Here is a 16,623-nt window from a genome sequence, read left to right on the forward strand (position 1 = left end):
CTGCTCGGTTTCGAGCCGAGTTTCGACCAGTTGCCCGAGCAATGCGCCGATGCGAAACCGGCATCGCGTCCGCTTTGGGCAGAGCAGTCCTGATCCCGTCAATCAGCACGAATCGTCGCGAAAGTGAAATTGTAGCGCGCAAATTCACGCGGTTTGGTCTATGGGCCGCCCAACAGGTGAGCCCGAGGGCCGCCACGCAGCCCTCCCTATGCTCTTTGAAAGCCGCCTCGAAGCGGCAGGACCCGTTGACCCTATAATGACTTTTCCGCAGATTCCCGCGCCTCTCGCCGAAGCCATCACCGGACATGGCTATGAAACCCTGACCCCTGTTCAGGCCGCCGTGACCGAATCGGAGGCGCATGGCCGCGACCTCGTCGTCTCGGCGCAGACCGGCTCGGGCAAGACCGTCGCCTTTGGCCTTGCCATGGCCGACGAACTGCTCGCCGACGACGAACTCGCCTTCGCGGTCAAGCCGCTGGCACTCGCCATCGCGCCGACCCGCGAACTGGCGCAGCAGGTCAGCCGCGAGCTGGAATGGCTTTATGCCAAGACCCACGCCCGCATCGTCACCTGCGTCGGCGGCATGGACCCGGTGAAGGAGCGCAAGCAGCTGGAACGCGGCGCGGCGATCGTCGTCGGCACGCCGGGCCGTCTGCGCGACCATCTGGAGCGCGGCAAGCTCGACCTCTCGGCCCTGCGCGCCGTCGTACTCGACGAAGCCGACGAAATGCTCGACATGGGCTTCCGCGAGGATCTGGAAGAACTGCTCGACGCGACGCCGGAAACCCGCCGCACGCTGCTGTTCTCGGCGACCATGCCCCGCCCGATCGAGGCGCTGGCCCAGCGTTACCAGAAGAACGCGCTGCGCATCTCCACTGTCGGCGAGAACCGCGGCCATGGCGACATCGCCTACAAGGCTGTCACCGTCGCGCCTTCCGACATCGAGCATGCGGTGGTGAACCTGCTGCGCTTCTACGATGCCGAGACCGCGATCCTGTTCTGTGCCACGCGCGACAACGTGAAGCACCTGCATGCCACCCTGGTGGAGCGCGGCTTCTCGGCCGTGGCGCTTTCGGGCGAGCATTCGCAGAACGAGCGCAACAACGCGCTGCAGGCGCTGCGTGACCGCCGCGCCAAAGTCTGCGTCGCCACCGACGTCGCCGCGCGCGGCATCGATCTGCCGTCGCTCAGCCTCGTCGTCCACGTCGAGATTCCGCGCGATGCAGAGACCCTGCAGCACCGCTCGGGCCGTACCGGCCGCGCGGGCAAGAAGGGCACGGCGGTCCTGCTGGTGCCGTATCCGCGCCGCCGCCGCGTCGAGATGATGCTGCGCGGCGCCCGCATCGAGGCCGAGTGGGGTGAGGCCCCGACGCCCGAGGCGATCCGTGCGCAGGACCGTGACCGCCTGCTCGAAAAGCTGCTGGCGCCGGTCGAAGTCGAGGACGACGACCGCGAACTGGCGAAGGTCGTGCTGGAAACGCTGAGCGCAGAGGACGTCGCTGCCGCGCTTGTGCGCGCGCACCGCGCCGCGATGCCGCAGCCCGAGGAACTGCTCGGCAATTCGCCCGAATCCCGCCAGAAGCGCGAGCGTCCGGGCTTCGACGACGTCGTGTGGTTCCGCATGAACGTGGGCCGCGACGAGCGGGCCGAAGCGCGCTGGATCCTGCCGGTGCTGTGCCGCCGCGGCCATGTCACCCGCGATGCGGTCGGCCAGATTCGCATCAACGGTGACCAGACCTACTTCCAGATCCCTGCCGCGCAGGCCGAGCAGTTCGAACGCGCCGTCGCCCGCACCGCGCGTGAAGACGGTGAGTACGAAGCCACCATCCTCATCGAGCGTGCGCCTGATGCGCCGCGTGACGCCGCCCGTCACCGCAGCCGCGACCGCGAAGGCCCGCAGGGTCGTGGCCGCCGTCCGCACGGCAATGGTCCGCGTTCCGATGGTCCCGGCGGCGAGGGCTCGGCCCCGTACCGCGCGCGCCCGACCGGTCCGCGCCAGGACCGTCCGGCGGGTGGCGGCGGCGGCAAGCCGTTCCACAAGAAGCCGAAGAAGAGCTGGTAAGGTACTGAAAACACGGGGGGCGACCCTTCGACAAGCTCAGGGTGAGCGGGGTTGGTGTAAACCGCCCCGTTTCCAAGGTGGCGCGAGTTCGAAGGCAAACCTCCCGTCCCCGCTCAGGCTGAGCTTGTCGAAGCCCCATCGGCCAGACGCGAAGCAAAAGAAAACCCCGGCCGCTCCTTCGAGCGCCGGGGTTTTCTTTTGTCCCGAAGGGCCGGGGGAAGGGCTCTCAGCCCTCTATCCAGTCCTTGAAGAATGCCTCGTTGGCTTCACGCAGCGCGGCGATCTCCACGCCTGCAACGGCAGTGCCGCCGACGGTGCCAATCTTCACCGCTTCCGGCAGGACAGTCCCCGCAGGCGCGGTTACGACGTAGCGCGACTGGTCCTCGCCGAACGCCTGCGCGGTGGTGAGGTCCGCGTCCAGCGTGCAGCCGAGGCCGCTTGCCAGCGCCATCTCGGCCAGCGCGACGATCAGGCCGCCGTCGCTGACGTCATGGACCGCCGTGACCTTGCCTTCGCCGATCCAGCCGCGAACGAGGCCGCCATTGTGGGCTTCCAGCTTGAGGTCGACCTTCGGCGCCTCACCAGCTTCCTGACCGCCGATGTCCTTGAGCCACAGCGACTGGCCAAGGTGCGTTCCTTCGCCGCCGAGCAGGAAGATTTCCTCGTCCTCGGCCTTGAACGCCACTGTCGCCATCTGGTCATGGTCGGCGAGGATGCCGACGCCGCCGATCGCTGGGGTCGGCAGGATCGCAGAGCCGCCGCCGGTGGCCTTCGATTCGTTGTAGAGCGAGACGTTGCCCGAGACGATCGGGTAATCCAGCGCGCGGCACGCATCGCCCATGCCGTTCAGGCAGCCGACGATCTGTGCCATGATCTCGGGGCGCTGCGGGTTCGCGAAGTTGAGGCAGTTGGTAATCGCCAACGGCAACCCGCCGACCGCGCTGATGTTGCGGTAGGTCTCGGCGACCGCCTGCTTGCCGCCCTCGTAGGGGTCGGCGTAGCAGTAGCGGGGCGAGCAGTCGGTGCTGATCGCCAGCGCCTTCTGCGTGCCGTGGACGCGCACTACGGCTGCGTCGCCGCCGGACTTCTGCATCGTGTCCGCGCCGACCTGGCTGTCGTACTGCTCCCAAATCCACTTGCGCGAAGCGAGGTCCGCTCCGCCCATCAGCTTGATGAGGTCGGCGCCGAGATCGGTGCTTTCCGGCACCTCGCCGAGCGCCGGGACGGCCGCCCAGGCCTTGTATTCCTCAGGCGAGACGTAGGGGCGCTCGTACTCCGGCGCATCGTCGGCGAGGGGGCCGAGCGGGATGTCGCAGACCACTTCGCCGTCGAATTCCAGCACCATGTGGCCGGTGTTGGTGACTTCGCCGATGACCGCGAAGTCCAGTTCCCACTTCTTGAAGATGGCCTCGGCCATGGCTTCCTTGCCGGGCTGGAGCACCATGAGCATGCGCTCCTGGCTTTCGCTCAGCATCATTTCGTAAGGCGTCATCGCCTCTTCGCGGCAGGGCACCTTGTTCATGTTGAGGCGAATGCCCGCGCCGCCCTTGCTGGCCATCTCGACCGACGAGGAAGTCAGACCCGCCGCGCCCATGTCCTGGATCGCGACGATCGCGTCGGTCGCCATCAGTTCGAGGCACGCCTCGATCAGCAGCTTCTCGACGAAGGGATCGCCGACCTGCACGGTGGGGCGCTTTTCGTCGATGTCGTCGCCGAAGTCGGCCGAGGCCATGGTGGCGCCGTGGATGCCGTCGCGGCCGGTCTTGGAGCCGACGTAGACGATCGGATTACCGAGACCGGTGGCGGCGCAGTAGAAGATCTTGTTCGTATCGGCGACGCCGACGGTCATCGCGTTGACGAGGATGTTGCCGTCGTAGGCCTTGTGGAAGTTGGTCTCGCCGCCCACCGTGGGCACGCCCACGCAGTTGCCGTAGCCGCCGATGCCCGCGACCACGCCCTTGACGAGGTGCTTCATCTTCGGATGGTCCGGACGGCCGAAGCGCAGGGCGTTCATGTTCGCCACCGGGCGCGCGCCCATCGTGAAGACGTCGCGCAGGATGCCACCCACGCCGGTCGCAGCGCCTTGATAAGGCTCGATATAACTGGGGTGGTTGTGGCTTTCCATCTTGAAGATGGCGGCCTGCCCGTCGCCGATATCGATCACGCCGGCGTTCTCGCCGGGGCCGCAGATCACCCAAGGCGCTTCCGTCGGGAGCTTCTTGAGGTGGAAGCGGCTCGACTTGTACGAGCAGTGCTCCGACCACATCACCGAGAAAATGCCGAGTTCCACGAGGTTCGGCTCGCGGCCCAGCGCATTCAGGACGCGCTCGTATTCTTCGGGATTGAGGCCATGCGCCTCGACGACGTCAGGGGTGATTCCGCTCATGGGGGAGCCCTTAGCCGCGTCTTTCCGGCTGCGCCAGAGCGTATGGACATAACGGCACTCAACGGCACCTAAAGGGGGTCTAGAAGAGGGGCTGGGCAGCACCAAGGTCTTCCATACGACGTTACGGCCGGTAAATACTGGCCCCACCTTGACCGTTACTGCGCCGAGCGCCATTGCTTGCCCATGGAATCCGAAACTTCGACCATCGACACGCTCAGCTTCGAGGATGCACTGCGCGCGCTGGAAACCATCGTGCGCCAGCTCGAAAGCGGCGACGTGCCACTGGAAGATTCGATCTCGCTCTACGAAAAGGGCGAGAAGCTGCGGCAGCATTGCCAGAAGCGCCTCGACGCTGCGCAGGCGCGGATCGAGCGTATCGTCGCCGGGCCGGACGGCGCGGCGGCGGGCACCCAGCCTTTCGACCTGTGACCGAAGTGGCCGCGCCTGATTCGCTGCTGGCCGAGGGTCTCGCGCGGATCGCCGAGGAGATCGACGGCGCCTTCGACGCGCTGCTCGCCGTTCCCGACGATGCCCGCGCTAAGCTGGTGGAGGCGATGCGCTATGCCGCGATCGGCGGGGGCAAGCGGCTGCGTCCGCTGCTGCTCGCCAGCGTCGCGGAGATGTACGGCGTCCAGCGCGAAGCTGCGATCCGGGCCGGTATCGCCATCGAATCGATCCACGTCTATTCGCTGATCCACGACGATCTGCCGTGCATGGACGATGACGCCCTGCGCCATGGCAAGCCGACGCTTCATCTGGCGTTCGACGAGGCCACTGCCGTGCTTGCAGGCGATTCGCTGCACGCCTTCGCTTTCGAGGTCCTGTCCGATCCGGCGACCACGCCCGATCCCTTTACCCGCATCGAACTCGTCCGCACGCTCGGCCACGCCAGCGGCGCGCAGGGCATGGCAGGCGGGCAGATGATGGACCTCGTCGCCGAAACCAGCGAGTTCGACCTGCAGACCGTCACCCGCCTGCAGCAGCTCAAGACCGGCGCGCTGCTCGGCGCGGCGGTGGAGATGGGCGCGATCCTCGGCCGCATTCCGCCGGAGGGGCGCACACATCTGCGCGGCTATGCCCGCGACATCGGGCTGGCCTTCCAGATCGCCGATGATCTCATCGACCACGAGGGCGACGCCGCTCTCGCGGGCAAGGCCGTGGGCAAGGACGCGGCGGCGGGCAAGGAAACCTTCGTCTCGCTGCTCGGCCCCGAACGCGCCCGCGAACAGGCGCGCATGCTGGTCGAGCAAGCCGTCGGCCATCTCGCCCAGCATGGGAAGGAAGCCGACCTGCTTCGCGCCGTTGCGCGCTATATCATCGAGAGGGATCACTGATGGCTTCGGCTGAGCGTATCGGCGTCTACCCCGGCACTTTCGACCCGATCACGCTGGGCCATGCCGACATCATCCGGCGCGGCGCCAAGCTGGTGGACAAGCTGATCATCGGCGTCACCACCAACCCGTCGAAAAACCCGCTGTTCACGCCGGACGAGCGCATGGCCATGGTCGAGCGCGAGGTCGCGGCGATGGGGATCGACAACGTCAGCGTCGTCGGCTTCAATGCGCTGCTGATGAAGTTCGCCCAGAAGCAGGGCGCCAGCGTGATCGTGCGCGGCCTGCGCGCGGTGGCGGACTTTGAATACGAATACCAGATGGCCGGCATGAACCAGCAGCTCAATTCCACCATCGAGACGGTGTTTCTGATGGCGGACGTCAGCCTGCAGCCGATCGCGTCCAAGCTGGTCAAGGAAATCGCGATGTTCGGGGGCGACATCGTGAAGTTCGTCAGCCCGGCGGTACGTGAGGACGTCGTCGGGCGGATCGCGCAAAACGGATTATTGGGGGACTACTGAGCTTGCGCGGATGGGCGGGTCCGCGTGGAAATCATTCATTGTGCCGACAGCGGGGGCGCTTTATCGCGTCCGATTACGCGGCTCGGCCGTTCATTGCCCAGGTGACAGATACATGAAGTTTCGCCTTCCCCTGACCGCGCTGATGCTCGGCGCCGCCCTCGTCGCGGCCCCGGCCATCGCGAAGGACAAGGACAAAAAGGACGAGGCAGCGGCCACGCCGACGCCTCCGCCCCTGCCGACCACGATCGACACCGACATCACGCATGAGCCCGAGAACGTGCTCCTGCTTGACTTGTCGGACGGCGGCCGCGTCGCCATTCGCATGATGCCGCAGTGGGCTCCGCACCATGTCGAGCGGGTCAAGACGCTGGCGGCGCAGGGCTTCTACAACGGCCAGATATTCCACCGCGTGATCGACGGATTCATGGCGCAGACGGGCGATCCGACCGGCACCGGGCAGGGCGGCTCGCAGCTTCCCGACCTTCAGGCCGAATTCAACACGATGCCGCACCTCCGCGGCACCGTTTCGATGGCGCGCACCAACGACCCGAACAGCGCCAACAGCCAGTTCTTCATCGTGTTCTATCCGCGCTTCGCGCTGGACAAGAAGTACACGGTGTTCGGCCGTGTGATCTCGGGGATGCAGTACGTCGATGCGATCCATCGCGGCGAGCCGCCCGAGGACCCGACGAAGATTGTCCAGGCCTCGCTGGCGTCGGAGAACAAGCCGGCCCCGGCCGCGCCGGTGGCTCCGGCGGCACCTGCGCTGAAGGCGCCTTCGATTTCGGACCTGAACAACTCCAAGTCCAACTGAGCCAATCGCGTCGTCCCAGGCTCGCCCGGGACCGCTGGCCGTAAACAACTCCTCTTCCGGCGGGGCACCCGTGGCCGGGGGGCGCCTAAAGACAGCCACCGGTCCCGGATCAAGTCCGGGACGACGCCTTGCCCGCAGCCCCGCTCTGGTCTAGCGCGCCGCCATGCGCGTAGACCTCTTCGACTTCGACCTTCCGCCCGAGAGCATCGCCCTGCGTCCGGCGCGTCCGCGCGATGCGGCGAAGATGCTAGTGGTGGACGGCGACACTCCCTTCGCCGACCATCACGTCCGCGACCTGCCTGCTCAACTGCGCGCAGGCGATGTCCTCGTCTTCAACGACACCCGCGTCATCCCCGCCCAGCTTGAGGGCACGCGCGGAGAAGCGCGCATCGGCGCCACGCTCCACAAGCGTATCGACCTTCGCCGCTGGCAGGCGTTCGTGCGCAACGCCAAGCGCCTGCGCGAGGGCGACCGCATCGCTTTCCCGGCGGAGGTTACCGCCATCGCGGAAAGCCGCCTGCCCGACGGCAGCTGGACGCTCGCCTTCGAGGGCGACGAGCCGGTCGAAGTCCTGCTCGAACGTGCAGGGAGGATGCCGCTGCCGCCCTACATCGCGGGCAAGCGACCCACCGACGAGGCCGACGCCAGCGACTACCAGACGATGTTCGCGCGCGAGAAGGGCGCTGTCGCCGCACCCACGGCGGCGCTGCACTTCACCCCCGAACTGGTCGAGGCGCTCGACGCGGCGGGCGTGGCGCGCGAGACGCTGACGCTCCACGTCGGCGCAGGCACCTTCCTGCCGGTGAAGGCCGACGACACCGTGGACCACCAGATGCACGCCGAGTTCGGCCGCATCGATCAGGCCACCGCCGACCGCCTCAACGCCGCGCGCGCCGCCGGTGGCCGGGTGATCGCAGTAGGCACCACCTCGCTGCGCCTGCTCGAAAGCGCCACCGGCGAAGACGGCGTGATCCGTCCGTTCGAGGGCGACACCGCGATCTTCATCACCCCGGGCTACCGCTTCCGCGCGATTGACGGGTTGATGACCAACTTCCACCTGCCCAAGTCCACGCTGATGATGCTGGTTTCGGCGCTGATGGGGCTGGAGAAGATGCAGGCGGTCTACGCCCATGCCATCGCCAACGGCTATCGCTTCTACAGCTACGGGGATTCCTCGCTGCTGCTTCCGTGACTTGCGTGGTTACGGGAAGGTTACGGATGGCTGTTAAATTGCTGTAAGCCTTTGCGGCGCACTGTCGGCCCCAATGCCCGGGAAGGTCCGGGCGCATGGGGGCGGCCACATGAAATCCTGGATATTGCCGGCATTGCTCGTCGCGGCGGTGTCTCCCGCATCGGCGGAGGAATTCGCGGGCGCAGGCCGGGCCGTGGATGGCGACTCCTTGTTCGTCGGCGGGCGTGAGGTGCGTCTGTTCGGCATCGATGCACCCGAATATCGCCAGACCTGCCGCGTGAACTGGAGCAGCTGGAGTTGCGGCTCCGACGCAGCCGCTGCCTTGCGCGCCATGGTCGATGCCCGGCAACTGACCTGCTCCTCCCGCGACCGCGATGTCCATGGCCGGACGGTCGCAAGCTGCCGGGCAGGGGGCGTGGATCTTGCGGCGGCGATGCTGGAAAAGGGGCTGGCGATTGCGCTCGACAACGCGCCTGCCAGCTATGCCGCGCTTGCCGATCACAGCAAGGCGCAGCGCGCGGGCATCTGGGGTTCCGAGTTCGATGCCCCGGCCGTCTATCGCGCCGCCAATCCCCGAAATTCCGGAGCGCGCGTGGTATCCGCAACCGTGCCGCGCCCGGTTGTGGCGCGGTCGGTTCCTTCCGGGGCGTTCCGCATCTGCGCGGAGGCGCGTGCCGCCGGCGCCGCGCCCATGCGGCGCGGGCAGCCGGGTTACAACCCGCAACTCGACGGCGATAACGACGGGATCGCCTGCGAGCCCTATCGGCGGCGCTGATCTCCTCAACGCCGCATTGCAAAAGATACTGCGTCCGGGGGCTTGGAACCGGAACGTTTCGGCCCCATTCATGCGGCTATGCAGCCTATCCTCGAAATCAGCGGCCTGACGAAAACTTACGCAGGCGGTTTCACGGCGCTCAAAGGCGTCGATCTCACCATCAACAAGGGCGAGATTTTTGCGCTCCTCGGGCCGAACGGCGCTGGCAAGACCACGCTGATCGGCGCGGTCTGCGGGATGGTGCGGCCGACCTCGGGCACGATCACCGCGTTCGGCGAGGACATGGGCCGCCACTGGCGCACCTTGCGCAAGCGCGTCGGTCTCGTGCCGCAGGAACTGGCGACCGACATGTTCGAGCCGGTGCTGCGCTCGGTCAACCATTCGCGCGGGCTCTTCGGGCTCGCCCCCAACCCGGCGCTGGTCGAGGACATCCTCAAGGCGCTCAGCCTCTGGGAAAAGCGCGACGAGCAGATCCGCAACCTCTCGGGCGGCATGAAGCGCCGCGTGCTGATCGCCAAGGCGCTGGCGCACGAACCCGAACTGCTGTTCCTCGACGAGCCCACCGCAGGCGTCGACGTCGAACTGCGCCGCGACATGTGGAAGCAGATCGCCCTCCTGCGCGAGCGTGGCACCACGGTGATTCTCACCACCCACTACATCGAGGAAGCCGAGGAAATGGCCGACCGCGTCGGCATCATCCGCAAGGGCGAAATCCTGATGGTGGACGAAAAGGCGGCGATGATGGAACGCCTGGGCCGCACCGAAGCGCTGATCTCGCTCGCGCAGCCGCTGGCCGAAGTTCCCGCCGGGATCGCGGCATTCCCCGTGACGCTTTCCGAGGACGGCCGCACGCTCGTCTATCGCGGCGGCGGCGGGGAGGGGGCGTCTGCGGGCACCGCCGAAGTCGCCGAACTGACCAAGGCCCTGACCCGCGCCGGGATCGACTACACCGCGATCGACATCCACGAATCGAGCCTGGAGGACATCTTCGTGAACCTGCTCGAAGGGCCCGACGCGCCTGTTCAGGAGACTGCGGCATGAGCCTGTTCAACGCCCGCTCCGCCTGGACCATCTACAGGCAGGAACTGATGCGCGCCTTCCGTACGGCGATGCAGTCGATCCTCGCGCCGGTGCTGACCACCACGCTCTACTTCGTCGTCTTCGGGGCCGCGATCGGCGGCCAGATGAAGAGCGGGGTGGACGGCCTCAATTACGGCGCGTTCATCGTACCGGGCCTTCTGCTGCTGACGATCCTGGGCGAGAGCGTCTCCAACGCCAGCTTCGGCATCTACATGCCCCGCTTCACCGGCGCGATCTACGAGCTGCTCTCCGCGCCCGTGGGCGTCGCCGAAACCCTCGTCGGCTTCGTCGGCGCGGCGGCGACCAAGTCGCTGATCCTTGCCGCGATCATCCTCGCGACGGCCAGCTTTTTCGTCGATTACTCGATCGCGCATCCGGTCTATGCGTTCTTCTTCGTGCTGCTGGTTTCCGCCAGTTTCTCGCTGTTCGGCTTCATCCTCGGCATCTGGGCGGACAGCTTTGAGAAGCTGACGATCGTACCGTTGCTGATCCTGACCCCGCTGACGTTCCTCGGCGGCACGTTCTACTCGATCGACATGCTGCCCGAGCCCTGGCGTCAGGTTGCGATGGCGAACCCGGTGGTCTACCTCGTGAACGGGCTGCGCTGGACGTTCTACGGCAGTTCGGACGTGCCGATCGCGCTGTCGCTCGGCCTGACGCTTCTGTTCCTCGTCCTTTGCGTCGGATTCATCACATGGATCTTCAAGAGCGGGTGGCGTTTGCGCACGTGACGCGTTAGCGTTTGCAGCATGACGATGCTCCGACCGGTCCTCTCCGGCCTTCCCGTTATGCTGCTTGCCGTTCCCGCCCATGCGCAAGTGCACCAGTTCGACGAGCCGCTCGTTCTGGTCCCGCTCCCGCCGCCGCCGCTGGTGCTCGACCTGCCGGATTATCCCGAGTTCGTGCCTTACGTGAGGGCGGAGCGGCCGCGCCTGCCGCTGGCGGTGCGCGCACTGCTGGAAGCCGCGATGAAGACCGACGACGGGGCCTCCGTGTCCGCGATGGTCAAGTTCGCGCAGCAGACCCAGCCTTACGACAAGGACGAGATCCGCGACATGCAGCGGGTCTACAACGACCGTCGCGCCAAGGAGATCGCCGCCAAGACTGAGGCGGAACTGGCCCGCATCCGTGCCTCGGGTGTGCTCGAACTGTGGAAGGGCCAGATCGAGGTCGGCGCCTTCCGCTCCACAGGAAACACCGAGAACTTCGGTTTTACCGCTGCCCTCAAGCTCAACCGCAAGGGTATCAAGTGGGAGCACATCATCCAGGCCAACGCGGACTATCAGGAAGATCGCGACACCGTAACCCGCGAACAGTATTCTGCCAGCTACCAGCCGCGCTACACCCTGAACGACGGCTTCTTCACCTATGGTCGCACGCAGTACGAGCGTGACCGCATTCAGGGCTTCGCTGATCGTTACACGCTCTCGGGCGGTCTCGGTTACCGGGTGCTCAACCGTCCCGCCATGACGCTGGCGCTGGAAGCAGGTCCGGCGTTTCGCGCCACCAACTATGTGGACGACGTCAACCAGACGACATGGTCGGTGCTGACCTCGATCGACTTCGACTGGACGATCAACCCGACGATCAAGCTGACGCAGGACGCCAGCAGCTACATCGGGTCGGACAACAACACCTTCACCTCGATGACCGCGATCGAGGCCGGCATGATGAGGGGGCTGAAAGCCAAGCTGTCCTACTCCATCGAGCATGAGACGCGTCCGCCCAGCGGATCGCTCAAGACCGACACGATCTCGCGCTTCTCGCTGGTCTACGGGTTCTGATCGTCCTCCTTCCTCTCGTCACCCGCGAGCGCTTAGCTGCGCTCGCGGGTGACGGAGGGTGCGGCGAAATCGTTGGCGATCGGATGTTTCCACCGCGCCTGAAAATGCTCTAAGGGCGGCGCCATGAAGCCTCGTTTCCAGTTTTCCATCCACGCCACGGACGGCAAGGCCCGCACCGGCACCATCCAGATGCGCCGCGGCGAGATCCGCACGCCCGCTTTCATGCCGGTCGGCACCGCTGCCACAGTCAAGGCCATGAAGCCGCAGGACGTGCGCGCCACTGGCGCCGACATCCTGCTCGGCAATACCTATCACCTGATGCTGCGCCCCGGCGCCGAGCGCGTCGCGCGCCTCGGTGGCCTGCACAAGTTCATGAACTGGGACCGCCCGATCCTGACCGACAGCGGCGGCTATCAGGTGATGAGCCTGTCGGATCTGCGCAAGATCACCGAGGAAGGCGTGACTTTCGCCAGCCACATTGACGGCTCGCGCCACATGCTAAGCCCCGAGCGGTCGATGGAGATCCAGCGCCTGCTCGGCTCCGACATCGTCATGTGTTTCGACGAGTGCCCCAAGATCGACCAGCCCCGCGACGTCATCGCCCGCTCTATGGAAATGTCGATGCGCTGGGCGAAGCGTAGCCGCGACGCCTTCGACACCGGTGGCGCGCATGCGGAAAGTTCCGCCCTGTTCGGCATCCAGCAAGGCGCGCTCGACGAAGGCCTGCGCAAGACCAGCGCCGATGCCCTGACCGAGATCGGCTTCGACGGCTACGCGATCGGCGGCCTTGCCGTGGGCGAGGGACAGGAGGCGATGTTCGCCACGCTGGAATTCGCCCCCGGCCAGCTTCCCGCCGACCGTCCGCGCTACCTGATGGGCGTGGGCAAGCCCGATGACCTCGTCGGCGCGGTGGAGCGCGGCGTCGATATGTTCGACTGCGTGCTGCCGACCCGCTCGGGCCGCAACGGGCAGGCCTTCACCTGGAACGGCCCGCTCAACATGCGCAACGCCCGTCACGCCGAAGACACCGGCCCGATCGACGAGCGCTGCAAGTGCCCGACCTGCGGTACGTACACCCGCGCCTACATCCACCACCTCATCAAGTCCGGCGAGATGTTGGGCGCGATGCTGCTGACCGAGCACAATCTCTCGTTCTACCAGCAACTGATGCAGGGCATGCGCGACGCGATCGCAGAGCAACGCTTTGCGGCGTTCGCGGCCGACTTCCGGCGGGACTATTTCCGCAAGGAATGATCGGTCGGAGCGGAGCATGGACGACAGTACCGGCACCATCGTTCGCGACCGGACACTGACGCGCGCCGACTTCGAGCGGCTGCCCGATTCCGTGCGCCATCTGGTCGGTTGCGATCTGGATGAGGCGCAACTCAGCGGGCTTGACCTGTGGGGCTGGACGTTCGAGGCCTGCAGCCTGCGCCGAACCGATTTGAGCAGGGCCAAGCTCGACGGCACGACCTGGAAGTCCTGCAGGGCCGCTTTCGTCGACTTTTCCGGGAGCGACCTCGACGGCGCCAGTTTTCATGCCAGCGATTTCAACAACGTTTCGTTCCGACGCGCTTCGCTGGCTTCGGCGAGGATAACTCGGTGCAAGTTGACGGGTGCCGATTTGTCGGATGCTGCGTCTCTCGACACCGTCTTCGAGGAGACCCTGCTGGTCAGCGCGCGCCTGCCTCGCCATTCGTTCCGGGGCGCGACGCTGCAGCAGGTTGATTTTTCGCAGGCTGATCTGAGCCGCTGCGATTTCCGGCAAGCGGCATTGCTGGACTGCAGCCTGCGCGATGCGGATTTGACCGGGGCGCGGTTCGACGGCGCCGATCTGCGTGGGGCTGACTTGGGTGGCCTGCGTCTGGTCGATGCTACCCTGTTCCGTGGCGCGATCATCTCGCGCATGCAGGCAAGCCAGATTCTCGGCGAACTGGGGATCAGCGTCCGCTAAGCTGAAGCCCGGTCACGCAGTGACGGGTATGCCCGGTGCGTCTTCGCCGTGCATGGTTTCCAGCACCGTCTCGACATAGGCGACGAAGCGGCCGGTCATTTCGTCGAGAAATCCGGCGCCGATCTCGCAGGCATGGCGCTGCGCTGTCCTGAGATCATTGTACCATTTACCGGTGCGGTGCGGAGTGATGAAACGGTAGCGAGTCATGATGCTAGGCTAATGCCCGATCTCGACGGCAGTTCCCTTACAAGTGCTGCAAATCGTGTAATTTTTCGTGTCGTTTGAACAGTTCGAAACACATAAGAAAAAGGCGGCCCCGAAGGACCGCCTTTTCTTGTTTCCGTTGCCGGAGAACCGGATCAGCGCGAGTAGAACTCGACGACCAGATTCGGTTCCATCTTCACCGGATAGGGCACTTCGTCGAGCGTCGGAACGCGAACGAAGGTCACCTTGTCGGTGCCGTCCTGGGCGACGTAGTCGGGCACTTCGCGCTCGGGCAGGTTCTGCGCTTCGAGAACGAGAGCCATTTCCTTGGCCTTGTTGCCCAGGGTGATGATGTCACCGACCTTCACGCGACGCGAGGCGATGTTGCACTTCACGCCGTTGACGCGGATGTGGCCGTGCGAAACGATCTGGCGGGCCGAGAAGATGGTCGGCGCGAACTTGGCGCGGTACACGACCATGTCCAGGCGCTGCTCCAGCAGGCCGATCAGGTTCTGGCTGGTGTCGCCCTTCATCGAGGACGCTTCCTGGTAGGTGCGCTTGAACTGCTTCTCGGTCACGTCGCCGTAGTAGCCCTTGAGCTTCTGCTTGGCGCGCAGCTGCAGACCGTAGTCCGAAACCTTGCTCTTGCGGCGCTGGCCGTGCTGGCCCGGGCCGTAGCTGCGGCGGTTGACCGAGCTCTTGGGACGGCCCCAGATGTTCTCGCCCATGCGGCGGTCGAGTTTGTACTTCGAGCTTTGACGCTTCGACATAATGTCGTCCTTCAATCTGCTTGCCGTGCGGCCATCGTGGCTGCACGATCCATGGTTCCCCCGGGGCGCACCATCAGGCCTATTATGCCGGATGCGGCCGCCGCTTCACCGGGAGTGCGGGGCCGAGTGGACGTGCTGCGAAGACGCAGGCGCCATGTGAGGGGCCGCCCTTATAGGGTCGGGCGCAGGAGTCAAGCCAAGTCTGGGGCGATTATTGACCGGTGCCGAGCGGGCTGCCCATGGTGTTGGCCCGCCCCATCATCTGCCCTGCCTGTTTTGCACCTGCCGAATCAATGGCACTCCATTCCGCAGCGGTATGGCACACGCGCTTGCGCATGATGGTCCCCGTGGGTGCTTCGAACCGGCATATTTTCTTGTCGGGATTGAGCGGCTCGCCTTGCTTGTCCTTGGCCATCGCGGGCGACAGCGTGGCAAGCGCCAGGGCGGTGACAGTAATGATGCGGATCATGTTTGAGAAATTCCCGAAACTGTAGGCAGCCGCCGTTTTACGCAGGAGCAATAAACCCGCAAATGAAATCCAGGCTATTCTTCCGAATTCCTAGGCCGCCGGTTGCCGCCCAGCGCGCTCAGCACGCCGCGCATGGTGCGCACTTCGAGGCTGTTCCAGCCCGGCTTGGTAAGCATGTTGCGCAAGGTCCGGCGCGTGGCGGCGGAGCGGCTTTCCGGGTAGAAGTACTTGGTCGGCTCCAGCACTTTCTCGAACTGCTGGATCATGCCTTCCAGTTCGTCCTGCGGGGCAGGGGGGAGCAGTTCCTCAACCGTCGGCTGCGCCAATGCGGCGCCCTTCGACCATTCGTAGGCGCACAGGATCACTGCCTGCGCCAGGTTGAGCGAGGCGAACTCGGGGTTGATCGGCACCGTCAGGATCGCGCGGGCGAGGGCAACGTCGTCCGTCTCCAGCCCCGAACGCTCCGGCCCGAACACGTAGGCCGAGCGGCCAGTTGCCGCGTAGACCTCGCGCGCGGCTTCCTCGGGCGTGACGACCGGTTTGGTGACGCCCCGCTTGCGCACGGTGGTGGCGTAGACGTTGGCGCAGTCGTGCACGGCTTCGGCGAGCGTCTCAAAGACCTCGGCCTTTTCCAGCACGTCGTCGGCACCGGCCGCCGCCGGGCCTGCCGAGGGGTTCGGCCAGCCGTCGCGTGGGGAGACGAGGCGCATCTCGGTCAGCCCGAAGTTGAGCATCGCGCGCGCGGCCTTGCCGATGTTCTCGCCCAGCTGCGGGCGCACCAGTACGATGACGGGCTGTTTCATTTCAATTGACGCCGACATCGCGCACGGTTCCTGCAAATTCCTCGAAATCCCTCGCCTCGTTGAAGGCGCGGTAGACGCTGGCGAAGCGGATGTAGGCGACCGAGTCGAGCTGTCGCAGCCCTTCCATCACCAGTTCGCCGATGACGCGCGAAGGCACCTCGTTCTCGCCGATCGTCTCGACCTGGCGCTGCACGCCCGAGACGAGCCGCTCGATCTTCTCGCGGTCGATGCCGCGCTTGCGACAGGCGAGGGTGACAGACTGCTCGATCTTGGCGCGGTCGAACGGCTCGCGGCGTTCGAGCCCGGCCGCATCGTTGCTCTTGACCACCACGATCTCGCGCAGCTGCACGCGTTCGAACGTCGTGAAGCGGGCGCCGCAGCTTGAACACTGGCGGCGGCGGCGGATCGCAGTGGCATCCTCGGTCGGGCGGCTGTCCTTGACCTGGGAATCGTCGTGGGCGCAAAAAGGACAGCGCAT

At 65.8% G+C, this 16,623-nt stretch carries 18 protein-coding genes; 12 read left to right on the plus strand and 6 right to left on the minus strand.

The genetic code is table 11. The annotated features are described in order from the left end of the window. Positions 1-256: 256 nt before the first annotated feature. Positions 257-2,062 carry a DEAD/DEAH box helicase gene (locus BES08_RS03385; protein WP_069707701.1) on the plus strand — a complete coding sequence of 602 codons (1,806 nt, stop codon included), beginning with the start codon at positions 257-259 and terminating at the stop codon, positions 2,060-2,062. 226 nt (positions 2,063-2,288) lie between these two features. Here the strand turns inward: BES08_RS03385 and purL are convergent, their stop codons facing one another. Further along, the gene (gene purL / locus BES08_RS03390; protein ID WP_036523019.1) at positions 2,289-4,448 is read right to left on the minus strand and encodes a phosphoribosylformylglycinamidine synthase subunit PurL; all 2,160 of its coding nucleotides are present in this window, start codon (positions 4,446-4,448) and stop codon (positions 2,289-2,291) included. Positions 4,449-4,631: 183 nt separating this feature from the next. Here purL and BES08_RS03395 point away from each other — a divergent pair, with 183 nt between their 5' ends. The 11 genes from BES08_RS03395 to BES08_RS03445 all read left to right on the plus strand — a co-directional run bounded on the left by BES08_RS03395 (position 4,632) and on the right by BES08_RS03445 (position 13,899). Then, entirely contained in the window at positions 4,632-4,877 is a 246-nt protein-coding gene (locus BES08_RS03395; RefSeq protein ID WP_008830306.1) for an exodeoxyribonuclease VII small subunit, read from the plus strand. After that, positions 4,874-5,782, plus strand: coding sequence for a polyprenyl synthetase family protein (locus BES08_RS03400; protein ID WP_051586684.1), 909 nt, complete (start codon positions 4,874-4,876; stop codon positions 5,780-5,782). Before BES08_RS03395 ends, BES08_RS03400 begins: the two co-directional genes overlap by 4 nt. Then, the gene (gene coaD / locus BES08_RS03405; protein WP_008830308.1) at positions 5,782-6,300 is read left to right on the plus strand and encodes a pantetheine-phosphate adenylyltransferase; all 519 of its coding nucleotides are present in this window, start codon (positions 5,782-5,784) and stop codon (positions 6,298-6,300) included. Before BES08_RS03400 ends, coaD begins: the two co-directional genes overlap by 1 nt. A gap of 112 nt (positions 6,301-6,412) precedes the next feature. Further along, complete coding sequence (locus tag BES08_RS03410) at positions 6,413-7,114, plus strand: peptidylprolyl isomerase (RefSeq protein WP_069707702.1); 702 nt, start codon at positions 6,413-6,415, stop codon at positions 7,112-7,114. A gap of 163 nt (positions 7,115-7,277) precedes the next feature. Next, positions 7,278-8,306 carry a tRNA preQ1(34) S-adenosylmethionine ribosyltransferase-isomerase QueA gene (queA, locus tag BES08_RS03415; protein WP_008830310.1) on the plus strand — a complete coding sequence of 343 codons (1,029 nt, stop codon included), beginning with the start codon at positions 7,278-7,280 and terminating at the stop codon, positions 8,304-8,306. A 109-nt stretch (positions 8,307-8,415) separates the two neighbouring features. Continuing rightward, complete coding sequence (locus tag BES08_RS03420) at positions 8,416-9,081, plus strand: thermonuclease family protein (RefSeq protein WP_069709140.1); 666 nt, start codon at positions 8,416-8,418, stop codon at positions 9,079-9,081. 78 nt (positions 9,082-9,159) lie between these two features. Beyond that, complete coding sequence (locus tag BES08_RS03425; protein WP_036523021.1) at positions 9,160-10,122, plus strand: ABC transporter ATP-binding protein; 963 nt, start codon at positions 9,160-9,162, stop codon at positions 10,120-10,122. Continuing rightward, positions 10,119-10,892: an ABC transporter permease gene (locus BES08_RS03430; RefSeq protein ID WP_008830313.1), complete on the plus strand. Its 774-nt coding sequence runs from the start codon at positions 10,119-10,121 to the stop codon at positions 10,890-10,892. Before BES08_RS03425 ends, BES08_RS03430 begins: the two co-directional genes overlap by 4 nt. Positions 10,893-10,910: 18 nt before the next feature. Further along, complete coding sequence (locus BES08_RS03435; RefSeq protein ID WP_036523023.1) at positions 10,911-11,945, plus strand: DUF481 domain-containing protein; 1,035 nt, start codon at positions 10,911-10,913, stop codon at positions 11,943-11,945. A gap of 123 nt (positions 11,946-12,068) precedes the next feature. Further along, on the plus strand, positions 12,069-13,199 hold the full coding sequence (gene tgt / locus BES08_RS03440) for a tRNA guanosine(34) transglycosylase Tgt (RefSeq protein WP_008830315.1): 1,131 nt from the start codon (positions 12,069-12,071) through the stop codon (positions 13,197-13,199). 16 nt (positions 13,200-13,215) lie between these two features. Beyond that, complete coding sequence (locus BES08_RS03445) at positions 13,216-13,899, plus strand: pentapeptide repeat-containing protein (RefSeq protein WP_036523026.1); 684 nt, start codon at positions 13,216-13,218, stop codon at positions 13,897-13,899. A gap of 12 nt (positions 13,900-13,911) precedes the next feature. Here BES08_RS03445 and BES08_RS03450 read toward each other — a convergent pair whose 3' ends face one another. From BES08_RS03450 to nrdR, 5 genes are all read right to left on the minus strand, one after another. Beyond that, on the minus strand, positions 13,912-14,106 hold the full coding sequence (locus BES08_RS03450) for a hypothetical protein (RefSeq protein WP_008831222.1): 195 nt from the start codon (positions 14,104-14,106) through the stop codon (positions 13,912-13,914). 152 nt (positions 14,107-14,258) lie between these two features. Beyond that, positions 14,259-14,873, minus strand: a complete 615-nt coding sequence (gene rpsD, locus BES08_RS03455) for a 30S ribosomal protein S4 (RefSeq protein ID WP_008831223.1) — start codon at positions 14,871-14,873, stop codon at positions 14,259-14,261. 211 nt (positions 14,874-15,084) lie between these two features. Next, entirely contained in the window at positions 15,085-15,342 is a 258-nt protein-coding gene (locus BES08_RS03460) for a hypothetical protein (protein WP_036523028.1), read from the minus strand. 74 nt (positions 15,343-15,416) lie between these two features. Further along, positions 15,417-16,163, minus strand: a complete 747-nt coding sequence (locus BES08_RS03465; protein WP_081798889.1) for an RNA methyltransferase — start codon at positions 16,161-16,163, stop codon at positions 15,417-15,419. Beyond that, positions 16,147-16,623, minus strand: coding sequence for a transcriptional regulator NrdR (gene nrdR / locus BES08_RS03470; RefSeq protein ID WP_008831226.1), 477 nt, complete (start codon positions 16,621-16,623; stop codon positions 16,147-16,149). The genes BES08_RS03465 and nrdR overlap by 17 nt, the downstream gene beginning before the upstream one ends.

Origin of the sequence: Novosphingobium resinovorum, from assembly GCF_001742225.1 — a bacterium.
Lineage (GTDB): Bacteria > Pseudomonadota > Alphaproteobacteria > Sphingomonadales > Sphingomonadaceae > Novosphingobium > Novosphingobium resinovorum_A.